9 protein-coding genes are annotated in these 13,748 nt (G+C 69.5%); 5 read left to right on the forward strand and 4 right to left on the reverse strand.

The features are described 5' to 3' along the window. From G3N92_RS22430 to G3N92_RS22440, 3 genes are all read right to left on the reverse strand, one after another. On the reverse strand, positions 1-2,213 hold a 2,213-nt coding region (locus G3N92_RS22430; protein WP_206129775.1), incomplete at its 3' end, for a hypothetical protein. Between the two features lie 135 nt (positions 2,214-2,348). Further along, entirely contained in the window at positions 2,349-5,003 is a 2,655-nt protein-coding gene (locus G3N92_RS22435; RefSeq protein ID WP_206129776.1) for a TonB family protein, read from the reverse strand. Positions 5,004-5,013: 10 nt separating this feature from the next. Beyond that, positions 5,014-6,723: a molecular chaperone HscC gene (locus G3N92_RS22440; protein WP_206129777.1), complete on the reverse strand. Its 1,710-nt coding sequence runs from the start codon at positions 6,721-6,723 to the stop codon at positions 5,014-5,016. 102 nt (positions 6,724-6,825) lie between these two features. On the opposite strand from G3N92_RS22440, the gene G3N92_RS22445 reads away from it, so the two are divergent. The 5 genes from G3N92_RS22445 to G3N92_RS22465 all read left to right on the forward strand — a co-directional run bounded on the left by G3N92_RS22445 (position 6,826) and on the right by G3N92_RS22465 (position 12,455). After that, positions 6,826-9,003, forward strand: a complete 2,178-nt coding sequence (locus G3N92_RS22445) for an amidohydrolase (RefSeq protein WP_241014964.1) — start codon at positions 6,826-6,828, stop codon at positions 9,001-9,003. Between the two features lie 147 nt (positions 9,004-9,150). Then, positions 9,151-9,747: a DUF1007 family protein gene (locus tag G3N92_RS22450; RefSeq protein ID WP_206129778.1), complete on the forward strand. Its 597-nt coding sequence runs from the start codon at positions 9,151-9,153 to the stop codon at positions 9,745-9,747. Then, positions 9,741-10,868, forward strand: coding sequence for a high frequency lysogenization protein HflD (locus G3N92_RS22455; protein WP_206129779.1), 1,128 nt, complete (start codon positions 9,741-9,743; stop codon positions 10,866-10,868). Before G3N92_RS22450 ends, G3N92_RS22455 begins: the two co-directional genes overlap by 7 nt. A 361-nt stretch (positions 10,869-11,229) precedes the next feature. Next, positions 11,230-11,577, forward strand: a complete 348-nt coding sequence (trxA, locus tag G3N92_RS22460; protein ID WP_206129780.1) for a thioredoxin — start codon at positions 11,230-11,232, stop codon at positions 11,575-11,577. Beyond that, on the forward strand, positions 11,574-12,455 hold the full coding sequence (locus G3N92_RS22465; protein WP_206129781.1) for a hypothetical protein: 882 nt from the start codon (positions 11,574-11,576) through the stop codon (positions 12,453-12,455). Before trxA ends, G3N92_RS22465 begins: the two co-directional genes overlap by 4 nt. Here the strand turns inward: G3N92_RS22465 and G3N92_RS22470 are convergent. After that, the coding region (locus tag G3N92_RS22470; protein ID WP_206129782.1) for a PLP-dependent aminotransferase family protein at positions 12,431-13,748 on the reverse strand (1,318 nt) is incomplete at its 5' end. The two genes, G3N92_RS22465 and G3N92_RS22470, sit on opposite strands and share 25 nt — an antisense overlap.

The raw sequence follows: 13,748 nt of genomic DNA on the forward strand, positions 1-13,748 counted from the left end.
GGCGCTCTATGGTGCCTGGAGTTCCAACGTGTGCTCTTCCGCTCCACGGCCTGGCCGACGAGGCGCGCACCGGCGCCCGGCGCGCGCACCACGCCGTCGACGGCCATCGCCGTGACATTGGCCGTCGGCTTGACCACATAGGTGCCGGCCGCCGATGCGCTCGCCGCGATCGCCTTGCCTGCCGGCGTGAGCACCGGTGCGAGCGCCTCGCCCGTCTTCTGGGCCGTCCAGGCGATGCCCTGGCCCATCGGCTTCAGCGCGTGCTCGTAGGCCGCGCCCGGGATCGCCTGCATGCCCTGGCCGACCGCGCTCGCGGAGCGCATGCCGTATTCGGCGCCCTTTTCCACCAGCCCCATCGCGCCGCCCAGCGCCACCGTGACGGCGTAGCCGAGCTGCGCGTTGCGTTCGCCGAACGGGCGCGCGATGTGGTCGAGATCGGCCAGCGACGTTTGATCCGACTTCGCGATCTGGCCGAGCATGCCGCTTTGCTTGGCGGCATCGGTGGTGATGCGGGCGTCTTCCTTGCTCGAATCGGCGCCCACCCACTTTTCGGCGGCCATCGTCGACACCATGCTGATGACTTCGGTCGGCGTGGAGTACATCAGCGTGATCAGCTGCTCGACCGTGCTCGGCAGCACGCCCGCGTGCGACAGCAGCGAGAGCATCAGGCCGAGCGTCGCGGCGATTTCGCCGCCGGTGGCCATCGAGCGGATCGCCGAGCCGGTGCCGCGCCCGGCGCGCAGCGTGGCCAGCGCCTCGTCGCTGACGTGCTTGAGCACGTCGTCCACCTGCGGGCGCGGGATCGTGCCGGCCTCGATCATCGCCATCTTCTTCTCGACCAGCGCCTGGTGATCCTCCATCACTTCGAGCGGCACCATCGCGCCGGACGTCCAGGTGGCGAGCAGGTTGGTGACCTGCTTGAGCACCAGCAGGCCCACCGCCAGCTTGTCGTGGCCGGCTTCCTTGGCGGCCTTCGCGAGATCGCGCACGAAGTTGTTCGGCAGCGAGCCGACCGCCGCGATCGAGCCGGAGAACGCCGCGCCCTTGAGATCGCCGAGCGCCTCGGACAGATGCGCGGGCATGAAGCTGCCGCCCTTCATCACTTCCATGAGCCGCTTGATGACCATCGAATCGAAGGTTTCGGCGAACAGCGGCGTCAGCGAATCGAGCAGTGGGCCGTACTTGGCCGCGGCCGCCGGGCCGATCGCCGTCTTCACGCTGGCCCAGATGCCGTAGTCGAACGTCGCGCCGATCGCGCCGGTGCCGACCAGGCTCGCGCCGAGGCCGTACGCCAGCTCCTTGTTGAAATCCTTGTTGGTGGCCAGCGACAGCATCGACATCGCGCCGAAATCGCCGCGGAATTTCGCGAGCCGCGCCTGCTTGGCGGGGTCGGCGGGCGGGTGCGCGAGCGCGGCCTGCAGGCGCGCGCTCGTGCCGTTGTCGGGCGTGACGCGGATCTGGATGCCCACGTTGCGCAGGAATTCGCTCGGGTGCTGATCGGTGCCCGGCATGCGCGCTTCGGGCGTGAACGCGCTTTCGCCCTTGGCGATCGCGTCGCGCAGCAGGTCGGTGGCCACCAGCATGTTGCCGCCGCACAGCTCGCGGAAGCGGCTCATCTTCTCCATCAGGGCGGGATCCCACTCGACATGAATCTGCGCGCCGGGCGCGATGTTCAGATTCTTGACCGCTTCGGGATCGAGGTCGCCGATCAGGTTCAGCACGCTCTGCACGCCGTGATCGTCCTTGCAGACCGGCTTGCCGTCGCTGCCGACGGTCAATGCGCCGCCGCACGGCTCGGGCAGCTTCAGCGTGATTTCGTCATCCTCATCGTCGCTCGCATCGGCCGATTCGACGCTCGGCGCGGCGCTCGCGTGCGTGCTGGCGGCCGAGTGCACGCGCGACAGGCGCGCCATCTCGATCGAATGACGTTCGGCTTGCGCGCGCGAGGTGTTCGGCGTGCTGGAGTGGGCCGGCGGCAGCGAGCCCTTGCGCAGGCGCGAGCCCGTCTTGCTCGCGGTGGAAGCGGCGTCCGAGCCGGCGCTGTCGCTCGGGCGGCGCGATTTCAGGCCGGAAAACTGGGCCGATGCGGCGTCCGTGTGCTTGCCCGTGGGGCGGCCGGCATCGGGCGTGGACGCGGTTTCGGGTGCGGCGGCGTCGGTCTGGGCGAGGTGGGTGGACGGGGCGGGCGAGGCGGAGCGAACCGATGAGGGCATGGCGAATGCGCGCGAAGCGAAGGACGAAGATGGTTCGAACACTACGCGCCCCCCGCCGCGGTGCGCGGCGGGGGGCGAAACGGGAGGCGGGTTTGCGAAGTCTTGAGGATTGGTCAGGATCGGGCGGCCCGGCGCCTATTCGTCGCGCAGCGCGAACGTGAAGGGAATGCTGACCTTCGCCCGCACCGCCTTGCCCTGCACGAGATACGGCTCGCAGGTGATGGCCAGCGCGGCGCGGCGCGCGGCCTCGTCGAGCTCGTCGTGCTGGCTGCCTTGAACGATCGATGCGGACTCCGGCAGGCCCTGGGGCGACAGCACCACGCGCACCACCACGCGGCCGCTCAGGCCGCGGCGGCGCGCCAGGGCCGGGTACTCGGGCGCGGGAAGGCGGCAGTCGGGGCTGTGCAGCGCGGCCGAGCCGCGCAGGTGAAGCACGCGCGGCTCGGGGGCGCTTGCGGGGGCGCTTGCGGGGGCGTCGGCCTGTGGGCCGGGCATGTCGAGCTTCGGCGCGGGCCGCGTCGCGTACGGCAGGTCGAAGCGGGCGGCCCGTTGGGCATGCCCGTCGGCCCGGGGCGATGTAGCGCCGATATTGATCGCGACGAACGTGCTCACCATCCACAGCGCGACGAACGTCAGGACGGCGACGCCGACGCGCAGTTGCAGCGTGGTGGCGGGGCGATGCCAGCCGCTGCGCACCCGATACCGGTAGGGGCGGCTCGCCAGCCATCGAGCCCGGAGTTCGGCGGCGCGCGCGGGCGAACCTTTTCGGAGTGCGTAGGTGAGGCTGACGGCCGCCACGACCGGCCAGACGAACAGCATGCAGGATTCGATGGCCGGCACCACGGCCAGCGGAATCAATGCCGCGAAGAGCAGCCAGTGCCTGCGGGGCTGGCCCCACTCGACGACGGAGATGCTGCTCAGCGCGGCCGCCACGAACAGCGGCAGGGCGAACGGCGTGACGGCGTGGGTGAACTCGGCCGCGCTGGCCATCGACACGACCGTCAGCAGAATCGCGACGATCGCCCACCACGCCGCGCTCATCCATCGCATCGCGAGAGGGTGCGTTCGGAGTGCGAGGGACAGCGAGGTTTGCACCGGCAGCAGCGCGAGGATCAGCGGCCCCTGAATCAGGCTCCAGAGCACGCTGCGCGCGCCGGACACGTGCCCGTAGTCGGCCTGCGCGCCGAACACGTGCGCGTACAAGGCCTGCGTGCCGAACAGCGGCGCGAGCATCGGGCTGCAGATGAGCGACATCGAATACAGCGAGGCGGGCACCGCCGCCATCGCCCAGCCGAACGCGGCGATCAGGCCGAGCATGCCGCCGAGCTGCACGCCCTGCAGATCGTGCAGCCGCCCCTCCATGAGCGCGATCGAGGCGATCGTCCAGAGTCCTATCCATCCGTAACGGAACAGCGGGCGATCCTCGATGCGGCGATACCACCGGCGGGCACGGTCGGGCCAGAACAGCAGGGCCAGGACCGGCGTCACCAGCGCCGCGCCGGCGGCGATCGGCAGCGCGGCGAACGTCGCCCAGGGCGGCGCCCAGGTCAGCAGCCGGAACGGGCCGGCCGCCACCCAGACGATCGCGGCCAGCCAGCTCACCAGCACGGCGCCGGGCAGCCAGGACGAAGGCGTCAGGCGCGATTCGCACTGCGCGTCCCAGAACGCGAGCGTCGGCAGCGCGAAGCGATACGCCACGACGTGCTGCGGATGCCCGCGCAGTATCGCCAGCGCGCGGCTCAACTGCGCGACGCGCCGGCTCGACAGCAGCATCAGGCGGGCGCGTTGCGGCGACACGGGCGGCTTGCTCAGGAGTGCAAAGGCCTTGGGGAGACGGTGTTCGATGCTGCGCACCAGGCGGTCGGCCTGCACGCGCGCCATCGCGGTGCGGCCGACGTGCGGCAGCGCGCGCAGGATGAAGCTCGAATCGCGCTCCCACTCCATGATGTCGGCGATTTCGATGCGCAGCGCGGGATCGGCGTTGTCGCCGGCGCAGTAGTGCGCGCACAGCAGCTCGAACGCGTCGCGGGCCGCCAGATGGGTCAGGGCGTCGTCGCGCAGCAGAATGGCCAGCGCGATGGGCTGCGCGGGCGGCCCGCGGCGCGAGGCGATGAAGCGCTGCCAGGCGGCCTGGGCGATCTCGTTGGGGGCGGCGATGGCGGCCGGTGGCGCGGGTTCCGGTGGCCTGGGCGGTTGCGCGACGGGCGGGATCTCGGGCGGTTGGAGCGCCTCGGGTGCTTGGAGCGCGTCGGGCGGGCGCGGCGCCTTGGGCGGTTGAAGCGCATCGGGCGGTGTTGGTGCCTCAGGCGCTTGGAGCGCGTCGGGCGGGCGCGGCGCTTTGGGCGGTTGAAGCGCCCCGGGCGGAACCGGTGTCTCGGGCGGTTGAAGCGCCTCCGGAGGGCGCGGCGCCCTGGGCGGTTGAATCACGCCGCGCATGTCCGATGCCGCGGGCGGCCGCGCGCCGTCCGGAACCGATGTCGCGGGCAGCGGCTCGGCCTCCGCGTCAGCCGCAGCCGGCGGCGTCTGACCGACCGCTTCGCCGCGAGCCGGCGCTTCGTGCACCTCGTGCACCTCGTGCGCCTCGTGCGCCTCGCGCGCCTCGCGCGCCGCCCGTGCCTGCGCGATCTGCCGCGCGCGTTCGTAGGCTTCGCGCAGCGCCTGGAACGCAACCGGATCGTCGTCGGGCCGCGTGATCTTGAGCCGTTGGGCGTAGGCGCGCCGGATCTCGGTTTCGGTCGCGTTGGCGGGCACGCCGAGCGTGTCCCAGATCGATGGCGTAGCGGTACTCATGGGCGCGGCGTCAGAAGATCTGGCGCGTTTCGAAATGCTCCAGCACCCGCTTCAGCGCCGTCTGCGCCTGGGCGATCATGTCGGGCTCCTGCGTTTCGAGCACCGACTGGAACGTCACGATCTGTTGCCCGATGAAGTGGCGCGGCTCGCCGAGCAATTCCTGGAACAGCCGATCGGCGCGCGCCAGCAGCGTGCGGTTCTCCGTGGTTTCGCGCGGATGAATCTTCATCTGGCTCAGCGCCGCCAGGCGCGCCGCGATTTCCTGCTGGCTCAGCACGCCCGGGTTTTCCTCGATCACGAGCGTGTGCGGCTGGCCGTCCGGCAGTTGCCGGGCGATCACCTCGAGCAGCCCGTTGACGTCGTACGTGAAGCGCACCTCGATCTTCATCTCGCCCGCCGGGGCGGCCGGCACGTCGATCGGCAGGCTGCCCAGCAGGATGTTGTCGGCCACCGCGTGCGATTCGCCCTGATAGACCTTCAGGTCCACGCGCGTCTGGTTGTCGTGCATCGTCTGCACCGTCTTCGCGCGGCTGGCCGGCACGGTGGTGTTGCGCTCGATGAGCGGCAGGAAGCTGCCGTCGCTGACGCGATTGGGCGAGATATGCGTGGCGACCTCGACGCCGAGGCTGTACGGCGCCACGTCGGTCATCACGATTTCCTCGAGCGCCGCGTCGCGCTGCTTGAGCCCGGCCTGCACCGCCGCGCCCAGCGCCACGGCCTCGTCCGGGTTCAGCGAACCGGCCGGCAGGCGGCCGAACAGCAGGCTCGCCATGCGCCGCACCACCGGCATGCGCGTGGCGCCGCCCACCAGGATCACGTCGTCGAGCTCGTTGAGCGGAATCCGCGCGTCGCGCAGGGCGCGCGTGACCGGCTGGCGCAGCCGGTCCAGCAGCGGCGTGCACAGCGTTTCGAATTCGGCGGCCGTGACGGCCATGTCGTACGCCGTGCCGTCGAGCGTCGCGCTCATCTGCGCGCTGCCGCCCGTCGTCAGCGCGCGCTTGGCGCTTTCGGCCTCGTGCAGCAGGCGCTGCAGCTCGACGGGGCGCGCGCGCAGTCGTTCCGCGTCGAGCCGGTGCCGCGCGATGAACGCATCGACCAGCGCGCCGGTGAAATCCTCGCCGCCGAGCATGTTGTCGCCGGCGCTGGCGCGGATCTCCATCACGCCGTCGAAGATGTCGATGATCGAGACGTCGAACGTGCCGCCGCCCAGATCGAAGATCAGGAATTTGCGCTCGGCGTCGCGCTCGTGCACGCCGTAGGCCAGCGCGGCGGCGGTCGGCTCGTTGATCAGCCGCGCGACGTTCAGCCCGGCCAGATCGCCGGCCGCGCGCGTGGCCTTGCGCTGCGTGTCGTTGAAATAGGCCGGCACGGTGATCACGGCCTGATCGACGGGGTGGCCGAGCCAGGCTTCCGCGTCGGCCTTCAGCGCGCGCAGCACGAACGACGACAGTTCCTCGGGGCGGTAGCTGGTCTGCCCGAGCCGCAGCTTGCGGGCCGTGCCCATGTAGCGCTTGAAATTGGCGGCGGTCAGATCGGGGTGGGTGTGCAGCCGATGAAGGGCGGCGCGGCCGACCAGCACGCTGCCGTCGTCGTCGATGCCGACGCAGGACGGGGTGAGAAACTCGCCGAGCGGATTCGGAATCAGAACCGGCGCGCCGTCTTTCCACACGGCGGTCAAACTATGCGTGGTACCGAGATCGATACCGATAATCGTATTCATCCCATTCCCCCGACGATGTGCTCTCGTGTGCGGCCTGGCCAGTGGCGGCGTGCGCGTATTCGGACTGACGCGCGAGACTACCACGGAATGCGAAACGTTTAATTGCCGATCGCGCCGCTTTCGCGCCGATTGTTTCGCCATTCAAACAATTCGAAATGCACCGGTAAACATATTGGCTGCATGCGATTAAAACGAGGCGTGTCATTTGACATTTCCGTCATTTATAGTCGAATGCGCGCGAGCTGGCGGCGCGTCGCCTACGGGGATTCACCGGCGACGCTTCGGCGCCGCCGCGTATCGACAGGCAAGACGCCGTATGCGCCGCGGGTGCATTGGCGGCGGCATGCCCGATTCGATGGTTTTTTCGATCGTTATAAAACAAGACGCAAAAGGAAACGAATCATGCCGGAAACCGTTCATTTTGGTTGCGCATGTTGCAGCCCGCATATCATGCCGTCGTTCGATCACGCATCGCCGGAATGGCAAGCGCATATCGCCGAATTGTCGCCATTGCACGATGACGAAGGCCGGGCGCCCGTGATTTTTCACGGCGGCGCTATTTATCCGGATCCGGAGCGGCCGGATTGGCGGGTCGAGGCGATCGGCATTGCCGAGCGCAAGGTGATCGCGGTCGATCGCCTCGAGGCGGTGCGCGCGCAGATGCAGGCGCAGTACCCCACCCAGCTCGTGACCGAATACGCGCTCGCCCCGGGTCAAGCCTTGCTGCCGGGCCTGATCGATCCGCACGCGCATCTGATGACGAGCGCGCTCGTCAAATCGTGGACCGACCTGAGCCCGTTCAAGGGCCAGGAACTGCTGCGTCCGTACAGCCTGGACGTGATCAAAGCGAAGCTTTGCGATGCCGTCCAGGACTTGGTGAAGGTGAACCCTCCGGCCGATGTCCCGCAGTGGGTGTGCGGCTTCGGCGTGGATCCGTCGCTGATGGCGGAGTGGAAGGAAATCGACGCGACATGGCTGGACGGGATCGCGCCGTATACCGGTTCGGCCAAGGATGTCGGCATTTTCCTGCTCAACGCGTCCGGCCACATCAGCTACGTGAATACGGTCGCGCTGAAGCGGGCGGGCATCGAGAATACCTTCGCGTCGGGGGTTCTGACCGAGGAGCATTCCAAGCTCGTGTCGAAGCTGCTGCCGGTCGATTCGACTGACATGCTGAAGAACCTGAAGGCCGTGTTCGCGGAGGCCAACCAGCGCGGCATCACCACGATCTTCGACGCCGGGCTCGGCATGTTGAGCGGGCCTGCCGAGGTCGAAACGATGCGCACCCTGGCCAAGACGAACGCGCTGACGGTGCGGGTGGGCGCCGCGTTGTACGGCAACGATGCCAACGCGCTGGGCGGATGGCTCGCGTTTTACAAGCCCGAGCTCGACAGCGATCCGGAAACCTTGTTCAGCCTGCGCGCGATCAAGCTGATCGCCGACGGTTCGAATCAGGGGCTGACGGGGCTGCTGAGCCAGCAGTACCACTGCTGCGACGTTCACACGGTGCCCGGCGTAGGCCGGTACGGCCTGTTCAATTTCACGCCCACGCGGCACCTGGCGACGCAGATGCAGCGGGCGGCCGATGCCGGGTGGCCGATCCTCACGCACGCCAACGGCGACGAGGGGATCGTCAATGTCTTGGCCGCCTACCAGTTGGCGCTCGACAAGGTGCCGCCGCCGGACACGGATCGCGACCCGGCGCCCATCAAGGCGCGCCACCGGATCGAACACGCCTCGCTGCTCCACGACAACGCGTTGGAGACCATGAAGCGCATGTCGATTTCGCCGAGCTTCCTGATCGGCCACGTGGGCTACTGGGGCAAGGCGTTCCGCGACACGATCCTCGGCCACGACCGCGCGCAATGGCTGGACCGCTGTGCGTCCGCGCTGGCCGCCGGCATGCGCATCAGCCTGCACAGCGATCACTTCGTTTCGCCGTTCGGGCCGCTGCGCTACATGGAGCAGGCGATCGGCCGCGTGATGGAGGCCACCCGCGTGCCGCCCACGGGCCATGCCGCGACCGGGCCGGTCGAAGTGCTGAACCCGTCGGAGCGCCTGAGCATCGCGCAGGCGCTGCGCGCCGTCACCATCGACGCGGCCTGGCAATGTCACCTCGACGAGCAGATCGGGTCGCTGCTGCCCGGCAAGCAGGCCGATCTGGTGATTCTCGACCAGGATCCGCTGACGTGGCAGGCGATCGATGCGGTGGGCATGCGCGACATCGTGGTGCGGGAAACCTGGGTGAGCGGGCGGCGCGTGTATCTGGCCGGGCAGTAAGCGACGGCGCACGCCGATCGAACGGGCGGGCGGCGCGGCGTGCGCCGTGCCGCCCGCGCCGCTTCCGGCCGAAGCCCCGTTATACTCGCGTCGTCGTGCGGTACGAGGCGCCGTGTCTCGGCCTGCCGGAACCAACAATCGAAAGCGATGTGGAATCTTACTGTCGTCAGGCGGCTCGCCGGGGCCGCCGTCTTGGCCGTATCGGGCGTGGCCGCCGCGCACCCGCATGTGTGGATCCGGTATGCGGCGCGCGTGCAGATGCAGGGCACGGCCGTGACCGCCATCGCCGAAAGCTGGCGCTTTTCGGAGGGGTTTCCGGTGCAGATCGTCGGCATCGACACCTTGCCCGAGAACGGGCCGCTCGACGCCAAGCAAACTGAAATCTTCCGCAAGCAGGCGTTTTCGTCGCTCGCGGGCGCGCAGTATTTCAGCCACCTGTTCGTCAACGGCGAAGCGCAGCCGTTCGGCGAGCCGACCGGCTTTCGCGTGTCGATCGATCACGGCAAGCTCGTTTACACGTTCACGCTGCCGCTCAAGACGCCGGTGGACGCCAGCAGCGCGCGCAAGGTGTCGCTCGGCATCTGGGACGAAACGTTCTTCGTGGATTACGAACCGAACGGCGCGGCGCCCGTGACGCTGGAAGGCCATCCCGCCGCCACCTGCACCGCGAAGGCGTTCCAGGATCGCACCCATCCCATCTTCAACGGCCTTTATCTGCCGCAGGCATTCGCTTTGTCATGCTGAGAATCTCGCGGCCCGCGCTGGCCTTCTTCCTCGCGTGTTGCGTGGCATTGGCGGGTATCGGCCTCGCCGTGCCGGCGTATGCCGCCGCGCCCACCGTCGACGTGTTCGGCCAGCCGATCCGGCCGGCCTCGTCCGCTTCCGCCACGCCGGGTGTCACGCCCGCGCCCGCGCCGGCTCGCGAGCCGCAGCATGCGATCGTGCTGCCGGAATTCGCGCGCACGGTGCTCGTGACCACGCTGATCTGGCAGGGCAAGCTCAACGCGCATATCGCCGACGTGGCCGCGCAATTGCGGCGCGACGCGTCGCCGTGGGCCTGGCTGACGCTGCTTGCCGTGTCGTTCGCCTACGGCATGCTGCACGCGGTCGGGCCGGGGCACGGCAAGCTCGTGGCCGGCGCCTATCTCGGCTCGCGGCGCACGCGCGTGGCGCAGGCCATCGGCCTGGCGAGCTGGGGCGCTGCCGTGCAGGCGATGAGCGCCATCGTGCTGGTGTTCGGCGCGGCGTGGTTCGCGCAGGAGGGCATGTCGAACGTGCTGTCCAACGCGGCCTCGCTCGACGTCGTCAGCTACCTGCTGCTGTGCGTGGCCGGCGTCTTCACGCTGTACAACACGCTGACGCGGCGCGATTGCTGCGTCGATCCGGGCGCGCTCAAGCTCGTGCCCGACCGGCGCGACGAACGCGATGGATCGGACGACGACGCGCCCGCATACCTCGGCGCGAAGCTGCGGGTTCACGCCCGCTCGTCGCGCCGCACGATGGTGGCCAGCCCGTCGAAATGGACCGTGACGCTGCAGATTCTCGCCACCGGCTTCGCCTCGGGCGTGCGGCCCTGCGTCGGCTCGATCTTCGTGCTGATCGCCTCGGTGGCGGCGCGCGCGCCGTGGATCGGCATCGCGGCCGCGTTCGCCATCGCCGCGGGCGTGGCCGTGACGGTGACGCTGTTCGGCCTCGGCGCGATCGGCGCGAACCGCTTCGTCATGGGGCGCGGCATTCGCCTGCGCGCGCGGCTGCAAACGGCGCAGCGCGCGGTGGGGATCGCCGGCGCGGTGGCGATCGTGCTGTTCGGCGCGGTGCAGGCCGCGTTGATCTTGATGGGGTATGTGCAGCCGGAGCTGACTTGAGATTGCCCTGTGCAGGGCCAGGAATCGAAGGAGACCGAAGCATGTCCGGCGAATGAGACGTGAATCGGTTTCGATTCGGACCTCGAAAATTACCGATGGGAACGCGAACGATAAATAAACGGCTTTCGATCGGGGCGATCTTCGCGCGCCAACCCGCTCGGTTCGCAGGCATCGCGTCTCCGAGCTCACTGTCCGGATCGTTCGATCATGACAGTCCGCGTGCGGGGCGATTCACTGGCGCGATTCGGCGCAGGCCGGCGCGCTAAGCTGCCATTCCGTCGACGCCCTGGCGTACGGCCGAATCCGCGCCTCGCTGCTTCGCCATCGAGCGTGCGCCGTTCCGCTTTCCGTGAACCCCATCATGACCACACTCACCCCCGCCGTAACGGACGACAGCTTCGCGCAAGCCGTCCTGCAATCGCCGATTCCCGTGCTCGTCGACTTCTGGGCCGACTGGTGCGGCCCCTGCAAGATGCTCGCCCCGGTTCTCGCGGAGCTGGCATCGGACTACGCGGGCCGTCTCGCCGTCGTCAAAATCGACGCCGACGCGAACCAGCAGACCATGAGCGCGCATTCGGTGCGCGGCCTGCCCTCGCTGCTGCTGTTCGCGAATGGCCGCGAGCTGGCGCGCCTGGTTGGCGTGCAATCGCGCACGCGCCTCGAAGCGTTTATCGACGCGCAGCTCGACGCGCTGGCGGGCGCACGATGATGCGCGCCTATCACGACGATGCGGCGCTGAAGGCCGCTGTGCTCGAACGCCTCACGGCCAGCGCCGAATCCGGCGAATTGCGTCCCGGCCCGTTTGCCTGGCACGGCGACGGCGGCAGCGCCGCCGGTTGCGTGTTGCGCGACGCCGACCCGGGTGCGTGTCCGCGTGTGCTTGGCCTGCCGGCATGGCTCGCGCTGGCGATCGATCATCTGAGCGCCATGCAGGCCTCGCCCGAGGCTGCGGCCGAGATCGCCCGGCAGTTGTTCGAGGCGGTGCCGGTGGGTGCCGATCTGCGCACGCTGGGCAGCGAAATGATGGGCGCCTTGCTGGCCCGGCTCGCGCAAGCCCTGCCGGCGGGCGAGGCGCCGCATCTGGCGCAGTTGCTTGACGACGTGGCCGCCGCGCACGCGGCGCATGCAAACGGTGGAGCGGTGTCGCCTGCCGCCTGGAAGGCGCTGCGCCGTACCGCCGTCGAACTCACCGACGCGACGCCTGGCGAAGGTTTTGCCGCGGCGATCGCGGCCGGCGTCGAAGCCGCGGCCTGGGACCCGGATAGGTCTCCGGCCGCGCTGACCGATACCCTGCGTGCCCTGGCCGGCGTGTGCGATCTGCAGGCCTTGCGCGCGTTCGGCTGGACCGAGGACGACGACACGCGCGTGAAGGCCGCGCTCGACGACATCTATCGCCGTCATCTGGCCGGCAAGCCGGAGGACACGCGCACGGTGTTCGAGATCTACGCTATCGAGGCGCCAGCGGACGAGGCGCGCCTGCGCGAGCGTATGAGGGTGGGACGCAGCGGCGTGCGCGAAGCCACGCGCTGGACGAGCGAGCGCCTGCTGGCGCTGCTCGCGCGCTACGCGGCGCCGGCCAAGGCCTGAGCGAGCACGCGCCACGCTTCAACGTCGCCGGCGGCGGCGACGTTGAAGCGCATGAAGGCGGCTGCCTCGCGCCGGTGCGAGAACATCGCGCCCGGCGCGCACAAATAGCCTTTCGCCAGCAAGGCAGCGGCAATCCGCGTGGCGTCGGGCGCGGCGCCGGGCAGCCGCCCCCACAGATACATGCCTTGCTCCGCGCGGTGCGCGACCTCGATGCCGAGCGCGTCGAGCGCCTGCCGCAGCACCGGCCGCGCGCTGTCCAGCCGGGTCCGCAATTGCTCGCAATGATGGCGATACGCGCCTTCCGACAGCAGCCGGTAGACAATCCGTTCCGACAGGCTGCCGTTCGATGCGCGGCTGACCGATTTGTAGCGCGACAGCCAATCGATTCGCTCGGCATCCGCGGCGATATAACCGACCCGCAGCCCGGCGCCGAGCGTCTTCGAGAAACTGCCGACATAGATCACGCGCCGCAACTGATCTAGCGCCGCCAGCCGCACCTGCGGCAGCGGGCCGGCGGCGGGCAGCAGATCGGCGTAGCAGTCGTCTTCCACCACCGTGAGGTCGTATCGTTCGGCGAGCTGCAGCACGCGGAACGCGCGGTGCGTCGACAGCCCGCCCGAGGTGGGGTTGTGCAGGCTGGTGTTGCAGATGTACATGCGCGCGCCCGTGCGCTCGCAGGCATCGCGCAGGGCCTCCGGGTCGGGGCCGTCGGCGTCGCGCGGCACCGGCACCGCATTCAGGCCGGACGCCATCAGGCGGTCGAGCAGCAGATACGATGCGGGGTCGTCCACCAGCACCGGTTCCCCGGGCGTGCGCAGATACGCCATCACGATCAGGTTCAGCGCGTCGGTGGCGCCCACCGTGGTGGCGATCCGGGCCGGCGCGGCGGCGATGCCGAGCGCATCGAGCCGCAGTGCGATCTGTCCGCGCAGCGGCAGGTAACCCTGCGGCTCGCCGTGATCGTGAATCCAGTTGAGATTGCCGCGCGCCACGCTGCGCAGCGCGTCCGCCACGGCCGGAGTGTTGATCCAGGCGGCGGGCAGCTCGCCGGCGCCGAGCCGGCTCGTGATGGGCACCTGCGGGTCGAGCAATCGCTGCCGCCAGTCGATCGACGCCGGCGGCGGCAGGCCGCGCTCGACGGCGGCCATCGGCAGCGCGCCTTGCGAACCCGGCGTTGCCGCGCCGCTCGTGGCGGTGGTCTGGCCAGCGCCCGACCGGACGTAGAAGCCGGCGCCGCGCCGCGTGGTCAGGTAGCCGTGCGCGACGAGCCGGTCGTAGGCGCGCGCCGCCGTG

Source organism: Burkholderia sp. Ac-20379 (assembly GCF_017104645.1).
Classification (GTDB): Bacteria; Pseudomonadota; Gammaproteobacteria; order Burkholderiales; family Burkholderiaceae; genus Burkholderia.

What these genes read in the sequence shown, in the direction of transcription:
- G3N92_RS22450 (WP_206129778.1), top strand. Translation starts at nt 9,151, where the DNA reads ATGTGGAATCTTACTGTCGTCAGGCGGCTCGCCGGGGCCGCCGTCTTG.
- G3N92_RS22465 (WP_206129781.1), top strand. Translation starts at nt 11,574, where the DNA reads ATGATGCGCGCCTATCACGACGATGCGGCGCTGAAGGCCGCTGTGCTC.
- trxA (WP_206129780.1), top strand. Translation starts at nt 11,230, where the DNA reads ATGACCACACTCACCCCCGCCGTAACGGACGACAGCTTCGCGCAAGCC.
- G3N92_RS22440 (WP_206129777.1), bottom strand. Translation starts at nt 6,723, where the DNA reads ATGAATACGATTATCGGTATCGATCTCGGTACCACGCATAGTTTGACC.
- G3N92_RS22435 (WP_206129776.1), bottom strand. Translation starts at nt 5,003, where the DNA reads ATGAGTACCGCTACGCCATCGATCTGGGACACGCTCGGCGTGCCCGCC.
- G3N92_RS22455 (WP_206129779.1), top strand. Translation starts at nt 9,741, where the DNA reads ATGCTGAGAATCTCGCGGCCCGCGCTGGCCTTCTTCCTCGCGTGTTGC.